Source organism: Cyclobacterium sediminis (genome assembly GCF_054781075.1).
Map to the genome: position 1 here is coordinate 35,323 of NZ_BAAGVC010000002.1, position 19,602 is coordinate 54,924.

Consider the following 19,602-nt stretch of genomic DNA (forward strand, 5'->3'; position numbering starts at 1 on the left):
AGATTAAAAATTAAAAATATGGATTTAAAAATAGCATCAGCTCAATTTGAAAATAAGAGTGGAGACAAGGAATACAACCTTAACATGATTGATGAAATGAGTAAAAAGGCTGCTGAGGAAGGTGCAGATATTATTGCCTTTCACGAGTGCTCCATTACTGGATATTCCTTTGCCCGCAAATTGACCAAAGATCAAATGTTGGACCTTTCGGAGTATATCCCTGATGGGCCGAGTATTCAAAGGTTGATTGAGATAGCAAAGCAAAATAAAATCACCCTATTGGCAGGTCTTTTTGAGAGGAGTAAAGATGGAGAGATTTATAAATCATATGTATGCGTAGATCAAAATGGTTTGCAAGCCAACTATCACAAACTGCACCCATTTATTAATCCTCACATTAAACCAGGCTCAAACTATTGCGTGTTTGATTACAAAGGGTGGAAATGTGGTATTCTGATTTGCTATGACAACAATATAATTGAAAATGTAAGGGCAACCTGCTTGTTAGGTGCCGAAATAATTTTTATGCCACATGTTACCATGTGCACTCCTTCCACTCGGCCAGGAGCCGGATTCGTGGATCCTAAACTTTGGGAGAACAGAAAGAACGACCCTACTTCTTTGCGAATTGAATTTGATGGCATGAAGGGTAGACAATGGTTAATGAAGTGGTTGCCTGCAAGAGCGTATGACAACGGGATATACGTGGTTTTTTCTAACCCAATTGGGATGGATGATGACCAGTTAAAAAATGGATGCTCGATGATAATAGACCCCTACGGTGATATTATTGCTGAGTGTAGAAAACTCAACAATGAGTTTGTAATAGCAGATGTAACCCAAGAAAAGCTAAAACTTGCGGGAGGATATCGTTATAGAAATGCCCGAAGACCGGGATTATATGGTTCAATTATTGGCCAAACACACGATGCCAGTCAAAAGGTGTCATGGCTGGACAAATAAAGAATAAAATGGTAAGTCAAATACCTGAATGCTTTTACAGAGTAAGCGTAAAAGCCTTAATTCGCGATAAAAAAAATCGTTTTTTGTTGGTGAGAGAAGACAATGGCTTTTGGGAATTGCCCGGAGGTGGATTGGATTTTGGGGAATCTCCAATAGAAGGTCTGAAAAGAGAAATATGGGAGGAAATGAAATTAAGTACCAGCTATATTTCTACCCAACCCTTGTACTTTTTTACTATAAAAAACCACAACAATATTTTTATAGCCAATGCCATGTATGAAGTGCAGCTGGAAAGTTTAGCATTTCAACCAACTTCTGAGTGTATGGAAATTAGGTTTTTTTCTCCCTTGGAGGTATATAAGGAATTGAAAGTATTCCCCAATGTATTGGCTTTTGCTAAAATATTCGAAAAAGAACCTTTAGACTCATCGCCCAAGGTTTAGCAGAAAAATTAAAAGTGAAGGATGTGTCGGGGCTCGAAATAAAATTGAGCTTTGATAAGCCCAAATTTTATTACCACCTGATCAATTTTGCTAAAAATAAGTAGCACAATGAAGGCCTTGGTGCTTTAATTGAAATGAATATTTACCTACAAACTTCATTTTTACATCTTGGCAATTAGATGCGGATGGTCTTAATAATCATTGTTTACGTAAACATCTTCATTTTTGGATTATTTATAGTATTTTGCATGGTAAAAATGCCCAGGAACCTATTTTACTAAATTTTGAATTTCCGAGTGTGAATTTCAGCTCAGCATTAAAAAAGAAAAAATGAATAATAGTCCAAACAGAAGAAGCTTTTTCAAAAAATCATTGGTCCTGGCCGGCGCATTTTCATCGGGTAGTCTCTTTAATCAATTGCATGCAAAGGATTTTGAAGAGAAAGCCAATATTTATAAAGATTTAAGTCCGGAAGAAATGGCAAGCAACGAGGATTATTGGTCTTTAATTCAACAGGCCTATCCGGCAAGCTCTTCTCCGGTGTTGAACCTTAACAATGGAGGTGTTTCTCCTAGTCCTAAATTGGTGCTGGACGCCGTAGACCGATATGATAAAATGACTAATATGGCGCCTTCTTATTATATGTGGAGGATTTTGGATCAAGGGAGAGAGCCACTGAGACAAAAATTAGCAGATCTTGGGGGCTGTGATCCCGAGGAAATCGGTATCAATAGAAATGCGACAGAAGCACTCAATTCGGTGATTCATGGTTTAGATTTAAATAAAGGAGATGAGGTAATTGGTAGTATTCAGGATTACCCCAATATGATGAATGCGTGGAAGCAAAGAGCCATGAGAGAGGGGATTGTTTACAAACAATTGTCATTTGATTTCCCAATTGAGGATGATGAATTAATCGTCGATAGGTATAGAAAGGCAATTTCTCCTAATACCAAAATCATACATGTAACACATGTAATCAATTGGGTAGGGCAGATCATGCCGGTGAAAAGATTTGCCAAATGGCCCATGAAAGGGGTATTGAAGTGGTTGTTGATGGTGCTCATTCTTTTGGACTATTAGATTTTGATATACCTGACTTAGGTGCGGATTATTTTGGTACCAGTCTTCATAAGTACCTTTCTGCGCCTATAGGTACAGGCATGATGTGGATTAAGAAAGAGCATATTTCTAAGGTATGGCCGTTATTCTGTGATCAAGATCCTACGAGAGGAGATATCAGGAAATTTGAATCGCTCGGTACCCGCAGTTTCCCTTTGGAGCAGGGGATAGGGGAAGCTATTAATTTCCATAACGCAATAGGGAGAAAAAGGAAAGAAGCACGTGCCAGGTACTTAAAGAATTATTGGGCTGAAAAAGCAATTAAAATCCCGGGCGTGAAGCTGCATACTTCGTTGAAGGCTGACTACAGCTGTGTGATCGCCGGGGTGTCCATTGGTGGTATGACAACTAGGGAACTTGAAAGTACACTTTTGAAAAAGTATAAAATCCACACTTCACCTGTCAGTTATGAAAATATAGATGTTGTCCGTGTTTCGCCACACGTATACACCAAACCTAGTGATTTGGATAGGTTGGTGAAAGCTTTAGAGGAATTGGCAAGCAAATAAAAAGTTATATAATTCATGTTAACAAAGCCGTTGGTTCGGGCCTAATAGGTTTGGCAGTGGCTTTTTTTGCCAAAAAGGCCAAGGTATATCTGTAAAAAAAACAATTTAATCTGCATGCAATCAATTGTCTATTTCAGGTGAAATCAAAGAAGTAGGTCCTTTGAATAGGTAGGTAACCATAGGTCTGATGCCATGGTACATCCTTGTTCCTGTTTTTGATTTATTAAATTGCGTTTTAAAAAAAAATAAAGTTATTGAATTAGGTTGTATATTGTCAAACACTTGATTAAAGATTTGTATAGCTATTTTTTCATCCTTTTTCTTATCTTTAAGGAATTACGTTTTTTTTATATAAGTACACCTGCAACGCAGGGATTATTTAATGGAGAACCAGGATTGTAGAAATTGAATGGGTAGTTTAAGTAATATGTTTTATTTGAAGGGTTTATTTTTTTGCTTTATTAGTTTAGCTTCATTCCAATCTTTTGCCGGCGATTTAGAAACCATAGATTCCTTACTTAAAGCATCTGTAGCGGTCCAATACGATCACAAAGACAAAGCCATTTCATACGTAAATCAAGCGAAAGAACTAGCTGGAAATATCGATGACCCCAAGTTAAGTGCAAGGATTAATAATCAAGAGGGTACAGTTTATTATATATCAGGAGAGTATGAGCTTGCGTTAAGGCGATTTGTATTGGCTTATGAATATGCTGTACAAGCTGAGGCTGTAATTGAAAAAGAAATGGCCTTAAATGGAAGAGGACTTGTGCTAATGGTGGAAGGAGAGTATGAGGTGGCAAAAGGGATATTTGAGGAATGTATAGCCATTAATCATTCATTGAATGACAGCGTCAGATTAGCCAAAAATCATTTCAATTTAGGAATACTACAAAATGAATTGGGTGACCTTGAATTATCCATGAATCACCTGAAAACTGCGAGTGATTTCTTGACTAACTTTCCTGATAAGCACTTAAACCTTATGGTAAATAACCGAACAGCCAAGGTCTACCATGAAATGGGTGCCTTGGAAAAGGCTTCGGAGAAATACATTGATGTACTTCAAGATAGTCTAACCCTCTCAAATTGGGAAAAAACCTTTGCATTGACAGGTTTAGCTCAAATAAAGTTTGAAAATGGATCCATAGAAGAAGCCTTGGATTTAGGTGAAGCTGCTTATGGTACGGCTGTAATTCACGGCGCTCATTGGGATTTACAAAACATTACTCAATTACTTAGTGAAATATATAAAAAACAGAAAGAATTTGACAAGGCTTACCATTTTTTGTCCTTGAGTAAGTCTTATGGAGACAGCCTTTATAATGAGGAGAAAAGCAGGCAGATAGCTAGGTTACAATTGAAATTAACTCAAGCAGAAAATGAGAATTTAAAAGTAGAAAGTGAAAAAGACCAGGCTTTGCTTAAGCAAAGGAATAGGCTTTTAATTTTTTTAAGCCTTTTAGTGCTTTTATCAGGTTTTGCCGTTTACTTTTTTCGTAAAAGTGTGAGGCTAAAAGAGCGCTTTAATGCTTCTCTTCAGAAGAAAAACAATGCAATTGAAAAACAAAAACATCACATACATGAGCAAAATAAGAGTTTACTTGAAATGAATCTGGCCAAAACCAAACTTTTGGGCATTATTTCTCATGACCTAAGGTCTCCCATAAACTCCATTAAGCAATTGTTGGAAATGAAAGGGAAGGGGTATTTCAGTGAAGAGGATGAGAATGAAGCTTATGAGCTGTTGGCTGTTCAAATTAAAAACACCGAAATAATGCTCAACGAACTCTTGCAATGGGCAAACAGGCAAATGGATGGGGTGAAACCTAACCCTACCACAGTAAATCTGTCCCAAACCGTAACTGAGGTATTGCTTGGTTATAGTTTTCAGATTAAAACGAAGCTTTTAAAACACGATCATCAAATCGTAAAGAATACTGACATCATAATTGATAAGATGCAGTTAAAAATTATTTTTCAAAACTTAATTGGTAATGCCATTAAGTTCACTCCTGAGCGTGGGGAGATTAAAATCTATTATGAATTGAATGAAAACTTTGTCATAGGTCATATTGAAGATTCGGGTGTGGGTATAGATCCTAAATACCATGAGTTGATCAATGGTAAGGGGTATTCAAGAATTCCTTCGGCGAGGGGGACTGCCAATGAAAAAGGAACGGGTTTGGGCATTTTACTCGTAAAGCAATTTATAGACCTCAATGGAGGTAAATTTAAAATGAAAAATAGAGAAGGAGGTGGTACCCATTTTATTTTGTTTTTCAAACGGGATTAAGCTTAGCTCCTATGCCTCGCCTCTTTAAGGGAAAAGGCTAATAGGAGCTAAGAATAAACCCTTTATCTAAAAGGATAAACAAAACTGCCAAACCTATCGAAAATTGCTCGGTCTAACTCTTCTTGGTGCTCAGGGGCAGCTATTTTTTTTAACTCATGAGCCCTTTGAGAAAGGTTTTTTCCATACAAATAGGCTGTTCCATATTCTGTTACCACATAGTGGACATGTGCTCTGGTAGTTACTACTCCTGCACCTTGCTTTAAAAATGGCGTTATTTTGGATTGACCTTTATTGGTGGTAGCGCGCAAGGCCATTATTGGTTTACCATCATCTGACAATGCCGCTCCCCTAATGAAATCCATTTGACCACCTACTCCGGAATAATGATAACTCCCAATAGAGTCTGCGCAAACCTGTCCAGTGAGGTCTATCTCTACACATGAATTGATGGAAATCACTTTTGGATTTCTCCTTATTGTGGCTGTATCATTTACATAGGCGGCCTCATGAAAAGAAAATGCCGGATTATCATTGATGCTTTCATAAAGCTTTTGGGTTCCTATTACGAAAGAGGAAACAATTTTTCCGGGATGTTTTACCTTGTATTTGTTCGTTATGGCTCCTGAATTAAAAAGATCTATTACCCCGTCAGAGAACATTTCCGTATGAATACCTAGGTCTTTGTGGTTTGTAAGGGATTTTAATACGGCATCTGGAATCCCCCCTATTCCCAATTGAAGCGTGGAGCGATCATCTATCATTTCCGCAATATAATGACCGATTTTATAGTCGGCCTCTTGTAGTTTGGATGAATAATTTACTTGCGGTAAAGGTTCATCTACTTGAATGGCGGCGTCTATTTTGCTAACATGTATTTGCCCGTCACCCATAGTTCTGGGCATTTGCTTGTTAATTTGAGCGATCACAATATCTGCTGTATCTACTGCCGGTCGGGCAACATCTACGGAGGTGCCCAAAGTGCAGTATCCATGCTGATCCGGAGGAGAAACATTGATAAAAGCCACGTCTATAGGTAAAATTCTTTTCCTAAATAGTCGCCCAATTTCACTTAAAAAAACCGGTACATAACCTCCCTGATCAGTGTTAACTGCATTTCTGATATTCTCTGAAACAAATAAAGAATTCAGATAAAAACTCCCCTTACATGATTGGTCTGCCAAAGGCATTTTGCCCAAAGTAGTGATTGATACTACTTCTACATTTTTCAATTCATGTTTCCTATTAGCCAATGCATTTAGTAAGGATAGAGGAGTTGCAGCACTGCCATGAATAAAGATTCTTTGGTTGCTTTTTACGCAACTTACTGCTTCGTCGGGGCTAACGATTTTAATTTGATTTCCCATTTCAAGTGAGATTTTATTGTTAGGTTAATATTTAAAAATTAAGTCATAAACCCTTAAAAGGAAGGCTGTCTTTTGGTTTTATTTTGATAACCTAAAGTTACAATTAATTGATCGACTGGCCAATTTTACTAGAGAAGTTGGTATGAAAATTTATCAACGATTTGTGATAAGTTGGAGGATTCCAATACGATATATGGCTTATTAATTAAATTTATGACCCCTTCTGTTTAACCCGGCAATTTTTTATGAGTAGAGGCTGTGCTGTGGAAAAAAAGAGTATTGTCAACCCTATTTGTTTTAGAAACGTTAATATTTATTAATAATTTATCTTTTTACTTGTTAAGGACGCTATTTTTTTAATCTTGAACCTTCAATTTTTTAATTATAAGCACAAGCTTGCTTAATTTTGTTTCCTAAAATATAAAATAGATTACAAATCATTTAAAATAAAAATCAATTGTTATGAATAAGAAAGAAATAAGACTTCACATGGTTGCTGATAGAGAATACGAAGCAGTTAACCCGGAAGGGAATAAAGTCCAAATGGACATGTATGATAGCACTGAAAAAAAACATCAATCGCCGATGGAACTATTGCTTTCCGGATTGGCAGGGTGCTCTGCAGTAGATGCTGTGCTCATGATGAAGAAAAAGCGCAAACAAGTAGTGAATTTTGAGATACATGCTGAAGGGATAAGAAATGATGGTACGCCTGCATTCTATAAGTCTATTCATTTACATTTTATCCTCACCTCTCCTGATGCCACTGAGGTAGAGTTTGGTAAAGTAATTAAGTTAGCTGTTGACAAGTATTGTTCAGTGGCCTCTAGCTTGAAATCTACAATCACTCACTCCACAGAAATTAAAAAGCCTTTATGAGGGTTGTTAATGAACTTGTCAAAGAAGGGATTAGGATTAGTTTGTTCGATTGGAACAATAAATATATTCTAAAATTTGAACTTGGAAATATGGAGCAAACTTTCAAGGTTCCTTCTATGGATGTGCTTGAAGAAAGTGATTTAGAGGCGCTGATGGAAGGTCAATTCTTTGAAGAGGTGAAAAAAAGGTTTGATGAAATGCACAAGTCTCTTCAAAAAGTAACAAAAAATTTCTAAATTTGTATATAATTTAAATATTTAAAGATGTAATATTTATATTCCTAATTAATATTCCGTTTTTATTGTGTTTTAATTGAATTTAAGAGATTTAATATTTTAATTATAAATATTTGTTATTATTAAGTGCTTTTATTCGAATTGATAAAGCTTGTTCACCAGTGTTTTAAAATGATGTTTTGTATTTAAACTTCTTGCAATATTATATTGTGCCTAAGGCTGTTATTCCTTGGCCTGTCAATAAAAAAAAACTGTGATGTTTGAAAGTACTAACAATATTTAAATACTAATCATTGGAGATAAAAGATATCAGATTATTTGATGCGCTTGAAAGCAGTGATAATAAGGAAGGCATATGCCTTATTAGATATAGATGACCAATAACAATAATATTCAGAAATATGAAATGCCACAACCACCGGCGACAAAAAATCGCTGGTGGTTGGTAGGCTTGGGAGCTGTGTCAATAGTGTTTACCTTGCTTCTAGCCTTATTTTTTTACAATTCTATTTCGAAAAACCTCATAGAAAATAAGGCTTTTTTCCTAAATAAGCAGGTGGAATTTGCAGCACATGAAGCTCAGAGATCTTTCAAATATTTCAATGAAGACTTGCATTTTTTTCTTGAAAACCAAGAGCTTATCAATAGAGAAGGCTTGGATGATAATTCCGAAAAAATGGATTCTCTTAGGATGGGTAAGTTATTAAGAACTTACCATCAATTAATTGATACTTTAAGTATTAGTATCGGGGATATCGGCCATATTTATACCTTGGGTGAAAATGATAGACTGATTTCCAATCCAATAGAAAGTGATAGGATGAACAGTTATAATGCCTCCTCATCTTTGGTAATCACTTCGAATGCCGGAAATATAAAAGTTGCTGTAAAACTAAATATTGAGAATTATTTTGAAAACCTATTGGACAACTATTATTTGGGACCCAATACTGGTAAACTGGTTTATGGAAAGAACGGTTTTTATAAACTAAATAAAAAAGGACCTGTATTTTTTCAGGATGAAATAATCGAAAGTGAAATTATACATGAAATCAAAAGTGGGGTAGAAGGTAATTATTGGATCCATATCACTGAAGACAGAGGAGAAGAGGGCAAGAAGTTTCTTTTGGTTCAATATCCTTTTCAATTAGTTAATCTAAACGAGAACTTTGCCTTTGTTTTTGTTCAGGAAAAACCCTCTATTGATGCGGGGATATTCGAAAACTATTTCCATTTATTTGCTGCCTTACTCGTTTTGTTGGCAATAGTAGTTGCATTCATTTTTAAATATTTCAAAATCACCAAGGAGAATAGTAATTTCCTTGAAAAAAAATCCAAAAACTTAAACCAATTATTAAAACAACAGACCATCTTGCTTCAGCAATCTAAAGGCTTTATCTATTATCAGGATCGTGAAGATAAAATATATAAGGTAAGTGAGAATGTAAGCGAAGTTCTGGGGTACAGCCCTGACGAGTTGGTAGGCAGTTCGGTCAAAGATTTAATTCTTGACCAAAAAGATGAATTTTTGAAATCCAGAAATACACTAATTGAAAAAAATGAAGGGGTGTACCATTTCGAATTTACATCGGAAATGAAAAATGGCGATTCCATCAGGGTTAAGATTTTTGAAAAATTAATATATAGTAATGATTTGAAATTTGAGGGGTCTGTTGGGATTTTTACAGATATTAACGCCAAATATATAGCAGATCAAGAGTTGTTAAAAAGTGAAAATAGGCTACGATCGGTGTTGAACTGTTTGCCTGATATAATTTTTATTTACAATAATCAAGGCGTATACCTTGACTATTATGTGCAACAAGAAGAGCTTTTGGTAGTCCCTCCTGATCAATCGCTAGGTAAGAAAATTGATGAAGTTTTGGGAGGCGAAGCAGGAGAAAAGGCGATGCATGCATTCAATAAAGTTATTACGACCGGTAAGATGCAGACTGAAGAATTGGACTTGCTATTGGATATAGGCCGTAGATACTTTGAAGTTAGGTTTTTTAAACTGGATGAAGATAGAGTGATTTCAGTTGCCCGAGACATTACCGGGCAGCGGCTATGGGAGCGTGGTCTTAGCGAGGCCAAAGAGGCAGCCGAACTGGCCAATAGGGAGAAATCCAGTTTCTTGGCAAATATGAGTCATGAAATTAGAACGCCATTGAATGGGCTATTGGGAATCACTGGCTTACTATTTAAGACTCCGCTTTCCAAAGAGCAGAATGAACTTCTGTCAATAATTAGTGATTCAGGAGAGTCCCTATTGAATATAGTAAATGATATACTTGATTATTCTAAAATTGAAGCAGGGAAAATGGAGTTGGTTCCGGTTTCCATGGATTTAACTGCTGAATTGGAAAAAATAATAAAGGTATTTTCCGGTATGGTTCAACAGAATTCTCTGGTTATTAACTTAAATATTGAGAAAAATATCCCCAAAATAATTATACTTGATAAAGATAAACTAGCTCAAATTTTTTTTAATATCATCGGGAATGCAGTAAAGTTCTCTAAAGTGGGAGGACAAATAGATATTAATATAAGTGGGGAGTTAATTTTCACAAAAAATCTAATTCTTACCTGCACAGTTAAAGACAATGGGGTGGGTATAGCCAAAGATAAGATTCCACAGTTGGTGAAACCATTTACTCAGGCGAGTGATTCCTCAAATGGTGATTATAAGGGAACAGGGCTGGGCTTGGCCATTGCAAATAAACTAATCGAGTTAATGGGAGGTGTGCTCCATATAGAGAGTGAAATTGACAAAGGATCGACTTTTTCCTTTGCACTTATTTCACAAGGAAGTGAAGAAAAATTGAATGATCCTAAGGAGGCATTTATAAAAAGTGAGGACCAAGCTATTGAGGAGTTGGCCAAAGAGCATCCGCTTGATATTTTGCTGGTGGAAGACAATGACATAAACTTAAAGTTTATGCTTATGCTTTTGTCACAAATGGGGTATACGCCGAAAGTGGCCTTGGATGGCCTTGAAGCCATAAGTGCGGTAGAAGAAAAACGTTTTGACTTGATCTTTATGGATAACCAAATGCCACGAATGAATGGGATGGATGCAACTAAAGTAATTAGGGGAATGGGCAATGGTCAAAAAGCAATGATTGTAGGTTTGTCCGCCAGCGTATTTAAAGAAGACATTGCGTTAGCGATGAATATAGGGATGAATGACTATCTAACCAAACCGGTTAAGATTCATCAGATCGTAGAGAAAATCAAGAACTGTATCATCTGGAAAGAAAACGGATTTAAATAACCGTTTTCATATCAAAAAATTCCAAGTAGTCAGCCACTTTTTTAACAAACATTCCACCGAGTGCGCCATCCACCACTCTATGGTCATAGGAGTGAGATAATATCATTTTATGCCTTATCCCAATCATATCTCCTGTGGGGGATTCTATCACGGCCGGTTTTTTGGTAATGGTACCAACTGCCAATATGCCAACCTGTGGCTGAACAATAATTGGGGTGCCCATAATATTACCAAATGAACCAATGTTCGATAAGGTGTATGTTCCACCTTTAAGTTCTTCAGCACTCAATCTATTCTCTCTTGCCCTTAATGCAAGTTCATTTATTTTTTTCGATAGACGTGAAAGTGTTAATTTATCTGCATTTTTTATTACAGGTACAATTAGATTACCATTGGCTAAGGCAACTGCAACACCTATGTTAATGTCTTTTTTCTTGATGATTTTATCTCCCTCTACCGAAATATTCATCATAGGGAAGTCTTTTAATGCTTTGGCAATGGCCTCAACGAAAAAAGGAGTAAAGGTGATTTTCTCACCTTGTTTGGCTAGGAATTCGTCTTTAATTTTATTTCGATAAAGTACAATGTTTGTCAAATCCGCTTCAACGAAAGAGGTGACATGGGCAGAAATGTTTTTCGATTCCAACATTCTTTGCGCAATCATCTTCCGCATCCTATCCATTTCTAGAATTTCGTCTGTTTGACCAGCGGAAGAGGATAGCTGAGCAGCATCTCTCTTTGAAATATAGTCCAGGATATCTTTTTTTGTTACCCTACCACCTTTGGCTGTTCCTGAAATTTCAGCTAATTCCCGGTGGCTGACATTTTCTTGGGTGGCAATGCTTTGAACCAAGGGAGAATAAAATCTTTTTTCTTCAATATTGGAAGGTTCATCATAGGAAGCTTTTCCTAGAATAAGACTTGTGTATTCGGGAACATCCTGTAAAAGCTCTTTATCGTTATCTATTGAAGGGTTCTCCAAGTCTGGAAGATGGTCCTGGTCATCAGATTCATCTGCTTTTACTTCAATAATAGCAATTGGTTTCCCTACTTCGATGATCTCTCCTTCTTTGGCAAGTATTTTCTTCAATACTCCGGCATGTGTGGCAGGTACCTCTGTGTCTACTTTATCCGTAGCCACTTCCAATACGGATTCGTCTTGTTCTATCAGGTCTCCTTCTTTCTTTAGCCATGAAAGAATAGTGCCTTCCATAATGCTCTCTCCCATTTTGGGCATCACCATTTCCACTGTTGCCATAGCTTTTACTTGTATATTTAATTCTCCCTAGCTATAAAACTAAAATTTAGTAATTGGTTTACAAAAGGAAAATCCCTAAAATTTATTTAGTATTTTGTAAGATTGTCTCCCTCAATAAGTTTAAAGAGGCAGTACTTGTTAGTTGAATATTAATAAGACGGTCTTTTGTTAGCTGTAACTTACGTGTACGGCAATTTTCCCCGTCATGGCATGCGATCCACACAAGTCCTACAGGCTTCTCTTCTGTTCCTCCTCCCGGGCCTGCGATCCCACTTGTAGCTAATCCGTACGTAGCTTTAAACTTAAGCCTAACTTGCTTGCTCATCTCTATCACAGTTTCTTCACTTACAGCACCATTAGTTATAAGTGTTTGTGGATTCACATCTAGCAACTCTTCTTTAAAGTCATTATGATAGGGAATGATGGATCCATTGTAATAATTACTAGATCCGGGGATACTGGTGATAACATGAGTCAAATATCCACCTGTACAACTTTCAGCGATTGCCAGGCTTTTTTTCCGTTGAACCAATTCATGGCCCAATGAAGAAGCTATGGTGTCGGTGTCATAGCCATAAATGTATTCAGCAATCAATGGCTCCAGTTGGATGACTTGTTCATTTACCTCAGCAGCCAAAGTTGCTAAAGATTCACCAAAAGCGGTTAATCTCAGCTTAACTTCACCCAAGGAGGGGAGATAAGCCAATCGTATATGTGAGGGTAATTGTTCTTCCCATGTAGAGATCTTGTCAGACAGCCAACTTTCTCCTATTCCAATTGTTTTTATCAGCTTGTGATAGATTACCGGTAATTTGAACTTCTCTTTGATTTTAGGAATTACGGTGTTCTCCATAAGGTATTTCATCTCATGAGGAACGCCCGGCATTGACATCCATGCGACACCATTCTCTTCAAACCACATTCCCGGAGCCGTACCAACGGCATTCGGAATATAGGTGCAATTGGAAGGCAAATTGGCCTGATTTTGGTTGGTGGGAGTTAGCACTTTTCCTCTGTTTTCAAAAAAGACCCGAAGATCCTCAAGAGCTTGAGGGAATAACTTTACTGAAGCATTAAAGAAGTCTGCCAAGACATGCTTGGTCAAATCATCTTTGGTAGGTCCCAAGCCTCCTGTCATCAATACAATATCCACTTCTTTTGAAGCGGCTTCAAATGCCTGGGTCATGGCTTCGGGATCATCTCCGATGGTGGTCTTCCTTTTCACCCTTACCCCAATTTTATCCATTTCTTCACTTAACCATTTACTATTGGTATCCAATATTTGGCCATAGAGCAATTCATCGCCTATAGATATGATTTCTGCTGTAACAGGTTTATGCATGTGACACGGTTTTAACCTTAATTGGTTTCAAAATTAACTGTTTCCTTTGAGCAATGATTAATTTTGAAAGAAATCTTTATTGAAAAATTACTTTATGGAACAGCTTTTCTTTTATAGGTCACAAACGAAAAATTGAACGGGTTGTTTTCATCTTTTTGATAGTTGCTTTTATCGCTAATTGCCCAGTTTTCTTTTTTAAAATCCGGAAAATAGGTGTCTGCTTCAGGAACAGCATCTATCTCAGTTATGATCATTTCATGACAATAGGGTAAGGCAAGTTTGTAAATCTCTGCTCCTCCCAAGATAAAAATTTTTTCTAACTCTTTTTCTTTTCCTATAGCAATTGCCTCTTCCAAACTGTGTACCACTCTATGACCTTCGGGAACCGAATAATTTCGGTTACTAGTGATCACTATATGGGTTCTGCCGGGGAGGGGTTTTTGCAATGTTTCAAAGGTTTTTCTGCCCATGATAACATGGTGACCTGCTGTGGTTTTTTTGAAGTGCTTAAGGTCTGCAGGTAGGCGCCAAGGCAAGTCTCCTTTTATGCCGATTGCATTGTTTTTGGCCTTTGCAACTATAATAGAAACGATCAATGGATAGGGAGATATTTATGCATAATTAATTGGCCTTCATTGGATTTGGATAGTCAGCCAACTCAAATGATTTCGGTTGGTTGGTATCAATTTTTATAATTTTCATTTCAGTAGAAATACCTTCATCATTGTCCATGAAATACATTTCCATGATGTTACCATCAGGGAAATTGGTGAAATAAGAGCTGTTTTGTTCTTTCATTTTTTTTGTGATTAGAGGGCTGTTTTTGCTCCAAAACCCTTCTAATCCTTCTACAGGATTCTTGCTGATCCAATAAGTACCTTCTCCATCCTCAGAAACCATTTGGTACTCTTCACAGGTATATCCTAAAATATTTTTTGTGTTTCCTGTTTTTTCAAAGGAAGTATTGCTTAAAGAATTCCCATTATTGTCAACTTGATAGTTGTCCATCATACCACCATAGTCCATTCCAAAGGCCATACTTGATTTTTCCTTTTCATTTTCTACCAAAATGACAGTGGCATTGTTCTTATGATCCATAATAATCACCGATTTTTCGGACTTATTTTTACCTTCGGGATCTATGAATTCCATTCCAAAATAATCAGCATTGTCTGTTAGAAAGGAATTAAAATTCATCGGATCTTCTTCTTTCCCTTTTTTATTGGTGCTTTTTATTTCTATTACGGCCAATCCTGTAAAGTTATATTCACTTTCCGTATCAACATTCATATTGATTGATCCCATCACTTTACTGAAATCGTAGGAAGGTTCACTTGAAGCCCCCTCTTGATCAGAATTTTCCCCATTAGGGCTCCCTATATTGTCTCCGTAGAGATTCCTAAATGTTTTTTCAAGTTGCCTTTGCGTGGCCTTTTCAACTTCCTTTTCTACGGTCTTTTCTACAGCCCTTGAAACCCCTTGTGAGGCAGCTCTCTTTATTTTTCGCAGAAGTTGTGAATGGGCATCAAAACTAAAGCCGGACAAGACTATTAATAAAAAAAACAATGATTTAACTTTCATAGCATATTTTATTTATACATAATTTAAAGTTATGAAATATTCGCAAAAAGTCCTAAAGTCTGAATTAGTGTAGGTGATTGGTTAGATTTCAAGTATATATTCTATGATTCCGGCGTTTTTGCCTTTAGGTCTCGTGACAAGTAAAGGTACCGTATTATTGACTTGTATGAGTCGTTCTGCGAGGCTACCTATAAACAAGGCAGTAGCAGCTGTTCTGCCCTTGGCGCCTATGATAATGAGGCTGGCATCTATTTCTTTTGCCTTATTGATAATGTCAACCACAGGGTCATCGTCTTCATCTTTCGTATAGAGCGGTTTAATTTTGTGCCCTTTTGCGTCAATTTTCCGAATGAATTTTTTGTAATTAACCTCAGCATTCATGAGCATGATCTCACTAAACTCTTCATAGGTTTTGCCCGTAAAATGATACCCGGAAGGAACTGAATAAACATTTTGACAAATAATTTCTGATTTACCTTTATTTTTTTCTGTAATTTCAATGGCCTCCTCTAAAGCATCTTTGGAATAATCTGAGAAATCACTTGGTACAAGAATTCTTTTTACTTTTGGACTACTGTTCTCAGGCACAATTAAAAGAGAGCAGGAAGCCCTTCTTGCCAATCGCTGTGTGATTACTCCAGAACCACTGATACTCGTTTTTTTACCCACAAGTATTAAATCTGCCGATTTTTCACTGGCTAGTTTAAGTATCTTCTTGGAAAGCTGCCCCTCTCTTACAACAAAGCTGGTATTTATTTTCAAATCAGGATCCAAATTCTCTTTGACCACTTGTTTCATCTGGGTCTTCCTTTCCTCTACTATGTTATTAATCAGGTTGGGGAATTCAGACAAGACATCCTTTGGGATACTTAAATTTCGAATAATATTGGTGAAATAAATCTTTTTGGACTGGTTGCTTTTTGCTATAAATGCGGCAAATTGTACCAATGTTTTGTCCATTTCAGATTGGTCAAGACAAACAATGATTTTTTTGATTTGATACATTATTTTAATGATTAATTGTTCTGTCAGGTGAATGTTTTGCGACAATGTCCCAAGCCAAACTCAATTGCCTAAGGTTTTTAAATTAATAAAATAATTTCTTAATTCAATTTTTTATAGCCGGTTTTTAAAAGATTAAATAAGGGCTTAAGCTTTACCTCTTTGAGCCGGCAATGCGCAAATACTGGAGGCGGAGGTTTGAGGTTTCCTCATATAGATTGTATATTTGCATTGTGGTTCGGATCAGCGACATGTTCAAACTTCACAATTGATTAATATACCGAGTGAAGCGCATTTTCAAAACCAGGCCTCATCTTTCTTAGGAAAGACCTCGCATCATTTATGATGAAGGATAACAGTGGAAGGTTGCGAGAAAGGCGCAGCTCAAATCTTGTTTAACTGGAGGTTTGTAACACTCCATGGTTCGGACCATATTAAAAGGGGGACTGCTTGTCAGTCCCCCCTTTTTTTTAATAAAGTACTCTAAATCTGATGGTGCCTTGAATGGCCTTCAATTCGTCTATTACCTTGCTACTATACGCTTTGTCTATATCCGTGATGACATAGCCAATTTTCTCATTTGTTTTGAGATATTGACCCACAATGTTTATGTCAAAATCAGCCAATGTATTGTTAATTTTGGCCATGATGCCGGGCTCATTTAGATGAATATGAATTAGTCTATGCGCGTCGTGCAAGAAAGGTAACTGAATATTTGGGAAGTTTACACTATTATAAGTGTTTCCGGTATTGATATATTCAATGATTTTGCCCGGAACAAATCGAGCAATGTTTTGCTGAGCTTCCAACGTACTGCCTCCAATATGGGGAGTTAAAATAGTATTCGGTAATCCTTTTAAAGCAGACTCAAAGGGTTCAGTATTGTTCTTGGGTTCTTTAGGAAATACATCTATTCCTGCACCGGACAAGTGGCCGGAATTTAATGCATCACGAAGTGCAGGTACATCCACCACATGCCCTCGACTAAGGTTGATTAGATAGGCTCCTTTTTTCATTTTCGCGATTTTTTCCTCGTCTAGCAGGAGCTCATTGTCCTTCCTACCGTCCACATGTAAGGAAATCACATCACATGTTTCAAGAAGTTCATCTAAAGAATCTACTTTCGTAGCATTTCCTAACGCAAGTCTTTCCACCAAGTCATAGTAATACACATTCAATCCCATGTTCTCTGCTAAGACTGATAATTGGGAACCAATATTACCATAACCAATGATTCCCAGCTTCTTGCCCCGAATTTCAAAACTTCCATTGGCGCTTTTATTCCACTTGCCTTCATGCATGCTGGTGGTTTTGTCAATCATACCGCGCATCAAAAAGATGATCTCTGCAATGGCAAGCTCCACAACAGATCTGGTGTTGCTAAATGGCGCATTGAATACCGCAATGCCTTTTTCCTGACAGGTTTCTAAGTCGATTTGATTGGTGCCAATACAAAAAGCACCTATGGAAATTAATCGCTCTGCATTTTCTAAAACCTTTTTGGTGACTTGGGTTTTGGAACGAATACCAAGTACGGATACTTTTTTGATTTTTTCTGCAAGTTCCTCTTCTGAAAGAGCAGAACTGATGACTTCTACATTGTAGCCCTCTGCTTTCATTAATTCAATCCCTATAGGGTGAACATTTTCCAACAAAAGTACATTGATTCGGCTTTTTGGATAAGAAAACTTTTTGTTCATTTTATTTACATAAAGAATCTCATCTAAGCTAGGAGCGATATGATCAGCCTTGGAAGATACAGATGGTCTGTGAATATTCTCCGTAAAAGCATAAAACTTATTGGCAACACCTGAAGCTTTTATTTCATAGTCAGTATATCCATCTCCGATGACATATATGTCACCACTGAGGTTCAATTTTTTGATTGTTTCAGGTTTACCATTGTTTTTGGACAATGGGTTGTTTTCATTAAAACCGATGATTTTACCGGATTCATCATACACAAATTCATTGGCAAAAACATTTTCCGGTTTGATGCCGTAACTTGTCACGATTGGAGCAACAAAATCCTTAAAACCATTGGAAATGATGTAGATGTCAGCTCGGTTTTCAAGCAAAAACTCTTTATTTCTTTGGAATGAATCTGAAACTTTTTTCTTTAATTCAGAAATCAATTCAGAGATTTGATCTTTGTTGGCATTCAAAATCTCTACCCGCTTGACAAGGCTCTCCCTAAACGTGAGTTTACCTTCCATTCCCTGATCGGTAATGTCCTTTATTGATTGTAGCTTTTCAGCCTTAGCAGGATCATCCCTAAGACTGATTTCACCTAAAATATCCAAAGCTTCTACCTTTGTAAAAGTGCTGTCAAAATCAATAATAAACTTTTTGGTGGCGGTCATTTCTAAGCAATTTTTTATGAGTTGCAAAATTAATAGATTATCGGGGAAATTTTAATTATTAGGATAAAATTACTTGGGAACATTTCAGGGATTTTCCAACTTTCTAGCCCCTTCTTAGTTTTAAAAGCAAATGAATTTAGAATTATGAAACCTTTTCTTTCTCAAATGGATTTAAGAAGGAAAAGAAATTAACTTTGAGTAATTCGACTTTTAGCAAGGACAATTACAATAAAAATTTTCCGAATGCCTTTAGCAATAGATAACATAAGAGTAGGCCGAGTTTATAAGCTTGTAAATTTTGGAGAAATCAGATTTTTGGAAGTAATGGAGAGGACCGGCAGGGAGAATTTCATGATGAAAGATTTGGATACTTTGGAACTTTATGAACTCGAAGAATTATTACGTTGGGGGAGAGGTAAAGATTATGACTTGGACGAAGTACGTTAATTGATTTATAAATGAATGAAGATAATAGTTTAATAGGCGCTATCGCCAAAGCAAAATGTCCCAAATGCAGGAAAGGTAATATTTTTCCTGTTGCGCTATTTAGTTTTCGGAAATTATCAGAAGTAAACCATAACTGTCCCAACTGTGGCGCAGAACTCGTTCCCGAACCGGATTTTTATTATGGGGCCATGTATATAAGCTACGCATTATCTGTTGCTTTATTTGTGAATGTTATGATTGTTCTTAATTATGTTTTTGACGATCCTGACCTTATGGTATACATTCTTTCAGTCTTGTTTTTCAATGTGCTGTTATTGCCTATTATGCTTAGGTATTCTAAGGTGCTTTACCTTTATTGGTTGGGAGGGATATCTTATCAAGAAAATAAAAACAATACTGTACATTAAATCTGATTATTCATTTTTAAACTTTGAATTGTAAAATTGTACACTACTAGTTAGTTTTACTTACAGAAAATAAGTCTACTATAGTATTATTATATAGGTCTTACTAAAAATTTATT

Annotated in this window: 15 protein-coding genes and 1 pseudogene; 9 read left to right on the top strand and 7 right to left on the bottom strand. The window is 36.6% G+C overall.

The window, feature by feature from the left end:
* Window positions 1-18: 18 nt before the first annotated feature.
* The 4 genes and pseudogenes from ACYVHJ_RS00770 to ACYVHJ_RS00785 all read left to right on the top strand — a co-directional run bounded on the left by ACYVHJ_RS00770 (window position 19) and on the right by ACYVHJ_RS00785 (window position 5,333).
* Window positions 19-963 carry a nitrilase family protein gene (locus ACYVHJ_RS00770; protein ID WP_460511682.1) on the top strand — a complete coding sequence of 315 codons (945 nt, stop codon included), beginning with the start codon at window positions 19-21 and terminating at the stop codon, window positions 961-963.
* Window positions 948-1,406 (top strand): NUDIX hydrolase, encoded by a 459-nt coding sequence (locus tag ACYVHJ_RS00775; protein WP_339904602.1) that lies wholly within the window; start codon window positions 948-950, stop codon window positions 1,404-1,406. The genes ACYVHJ_RS00770 and ACYVHJ_RS00775 overlap by 16 nt, the downstream gene beginning before the upstream one ends.
* A 477-nt stretch (window positions 1,407-1,883) precedes the next feature.
* Window positions 1,884-3,037: pseudogene (locus ACYVHJ_RS00780) on the top strand (aminotransferase class V-fold PLP-dependent enzyme).
* A gap of 427 nt (window positions 3,038-3,464) precedes the next feature.
* Entirely contained in the window at window positions 3,465-5,333 is a 1,869-nt protein-coding gene (locus ACYVHJ_RS00785; protein WP_460511684.1) for a tetratricopeptide repeat-containing sensor histidine kinase, read from the top strand.
* 62 nt (window positions 5,334-5,395) lie between these two features.
* Here ACYVHJ_RS00785 and ACYVHJ_RS00790 read toward each other — a convergent pair whose 3' ends face one another.
* Window positions 5,396-6,697 carry an acetyl-CoA hydrolase/transferase family protein gene (locus ACYVHJ_RS00790; RefSeq protein WP_460511686.1) on the bottom strand — a complete coding sequence of 434 codons (1,302 nt, stop codon included), beginning with the start codon at window positions 6,695-6,697 and terminating at the stop codon, window positions 5,396-5,398.
* A gap of 462 nt (window positions 6,698-7,159) precedes the next feature.
* Between ACYVHJ_RS00790 and ACYVHJ_RS00795 the strand changes: the two genes are divergently transcribed.
* From ACYVHJ_RS00795 to ACYVHJ_RS00805, 3 genes are all read left to right on the top strand, one after another.
* Window positions 7,160-7,576 carry an OsmC family protein gene (locus ACYVHJ_RS00795; RefSeq protein ID WP_460511688.1) on the top strand — a complete coding sequence of 139 codons (417 nt, stop codon included), beginning with the start codon at window positions 7,160-7,162 and terminating at the stop codon, window positions 7,574-7,576.
* Entirely contained in the window at window positions 7,573-7,812 is a 240-nt protein-coding gene (locus tag ACYVHJ_RS00800; protein WP_339904363.1) for a hypothetical protein, read from the top strand. Before ACYVHJ_RS00795 ends, ACYVHJ_RS00800 begins: the two co-directional genes overlap by 4 nt.
* 373 nt (window positions 7,813-8,185) lie before the next feature.
* Window positions 8,186-11,086: an ATP-binding protein gene (locus ACYVHJ_RS00805; protein WP_460511691.1), complete on the top strand. Its 2,901-nt coding sequence runs from the start codon at window positions 8,186-8,188 to the stop codon at window positions 11,084-11,086.
* On the opposite strand, the gene ACYVHJ_RS00810 is transcribed toward ACYVHJ_RS00805, so the two are convergent.
* The 6 genes from ACYVHJ_RS00810 to serA form a co-directional block, all read right to left on the bottom strand.
* Entirely contained in the window at window positions 11,079-12,344 is a 1,266-nt protein-coding gene (locus ACYVHJ_RS00810; protein WP_339904366.1) for a dihydrolipoamide acetyltransferase family protein, read from the bottom strand. The genes ACYVHJ_RS00805 and ACYVHJ_RS00810 overlap by 8 nt on opposite strands.
* An 82-nt stretch (window positions 12,345-12,426) precedes the next feature.
* Window positions 12,427-13,686 carry a competence/damage-inducible protein A gene (locus tag ACYVHJ_RS00815; protein WP_460511694.1) on the bottom strand — a complete coding sequence of 420 codons (1,260 nt, stop codon included), beginning with the start codon at window positions 13,684-13,686 and terminating at the stop codon, window positions 12,427-12,429.
* 92 nt (window positions 13,687-13,778) lie between these two features.
* On the bottom strand, window positions 13,779-14,282 hold the full coding sequence (locus tag ACYVHJ_RS00820; RefSeq protein ID WP_339902795.1) for a dihydrofolate reductase: 504 nt from the start codon (window positions 14,280-14,282) through the stop codon (window positions 13,779-13,781).
* A 25-nt stretch (window positions 14,283-14,307) separates the two neighbouring features.
* Window positions 14,308-15,267 carry a DUF4412 domain-containing protein gene (locus ACYVHJ_RS00825; protein WP_460511697.1) on the bottom strand — a complete coding sequence of 320 codons (960 nt, stop codon included), beginning with the start codon at window positions 15,265-15,267 and terminating at the stop codon, window positions 14,308-14,310.
* Window positions 15,268-15,348: 81 nt separating this feature from the next.
* Window positions 15,349-16,272: a universal stress protein gene (locus ACYVHJ_RS00830; RefSeq protein ID WP_339902797.1), complete on the bottom strand. Its 924-nt coding sequence runs from the start codon at window positions 16,270-16,272 to the stop codon at window positions 15,349-15,351.
* A 467-nt stretch (window positions 16,273-16,739) separates the two neighbouring features.
* A complete protein-coding gene (gene serA, locus ACYVHJ_RS00835) occupies window positions 16,740-18,632 on the bottom strand; it encodes a phosphoglycerate dehydrogenase (protein WP_460511699.1) in 1,893 nt (630 codons plus the stop codon).
* A gap of 243 nt (window positions 18,633-18,875) precedes the next feature.
* Here serA and ACYVHJ_RS00840 point away from each other — a divergent pair, with 243 nt between their 5' ends.
* Window positions 18,876-19,079: a hypothetical protein gene (locus ACYVHJ_RS00840; RefSeq protein WP_339902799.1), complete on the top strand. Its 204-nt coding sequence runs from the start codon at window positions 18,876-18,878 to the stop codon at window positions 19,077-19,079.
* An 11-nt stretch (window positions 19,080-19,090) separates the two neighbouring features.
* Window positions 19,091-19,486 carry a DUF983 domain-containing protein gene (locus ACYVHJ_RS00845; RefSeq protein ID WP_339902800.1) on the top strand — a complete coding sequence of 132 codons (396 nt, stop codon included), beginning with the start codon at window positions 19,091-19,093 and terminating at the stop codon, window positions 19,484-19,486.
* Window positions 19,487-19,602: the final 116 nt, after the last annotated feature.

Bases quoted from the DNA above. Each gene is read 5' to 3' on its own strand.
- ACYVHJ_RS00770 (WP_460511682.1), top strand. From the start codon at position 19: ATGGATTTAAAAATAGCATCAGCTCAATTTGAAAATAAGAGTGGAGAC.
- ACYVHJ_RS00775 (WP_339904602.1), top strand. From the start codon at position 948: ATGGCTGGACAAATAAAGAATAAAATGGTAAGTCAAATACCTGAATGC.
- ACYVHJ_RS00785 (WP_460511684.1), top strand. From the start codon at position 3,465: ATGTTTTATTTGAAGGGTTTATTTTTTTGCTTTATTAGTTTAGCTTCA.
- ACYVHJ_RS00790 (WP_460511686.1), bottom strand. From the start codon at position 6,697: ATGGGAAATCAAATTAAAATCGTTAGCCCCGACGAAGCAGTAAGTTGC.
- ACYVHJ_RS00795 (WP_460511688.1), top strand. From the start codon at position 7,160: ATGAATAAGAAAGAAATAAGACTTCACATGGTTGCTGATAGAGAATAC.
- ACYVHJ_RS00800 (WP_339904363.1), top strand. From the start codon at position 7,573: ATGAGGGTTGTTAATGAACTTGTCAAAGAAGGGATTAGGATTAGTTTG.
- ACYVHJ_RS00805 (WP_460511691.1), top strand. From the start codon at position 8,186: ATGACCAATAACAATAATATTCAGAAATATGAAATGCCACAACCACCG.
- ACYVHJ_RS00810 (WP_339904366.1), bottom strand. From the start codon at position 12,344: ATGGCAACAGTGGAAATGGTGATGCCCAAAATGGGAGAGAGCATTATG.
- ACYVHJ_RS00815 (WP_460511694.1), bottom strand. From the start codon at position 13,686: ATGCATAAACCTGTTACAGCAGAAATCATATCTATAGGCGATGAATTG.
- ACYVHJ_RS00825 (WP_460511697.1), bottom strand. From the start codon at position 15,267: ATGAAAGTTAAATCATTGTTTTTTTTATTAATAGTCTTGTCCGGCTTT.
- ACYVHJ_RS00830 (WP_339902797.1), bottom strand. From the start codon at position 16,272: ATGTATCAAATCAAAAAAATCATTGTTTGTCTTGACCAATCTGAAATG.
- serA (WP_460511699.1), bottom strand. From the start codon at position 18,632: ATGACCGCCACCAAAAAGTTTATTATTGATTTTGACAGCACTTTTACA.
- ACYVHJ_RS00840 (WP_339902799.1), top strand. From the start codon at position 18,876: ATGCCTTTAGCAATAGATAACATAAGAGTAGGCCGAGTTTATAAGCTT.
- ACYVHJ_RS00845 (WP_339902800.1), top strand. From the start codon at position 19,091: ATGAATGAAGATAATAGTTTAATAGGCGCTATCGCCAAAGCAAAATGT.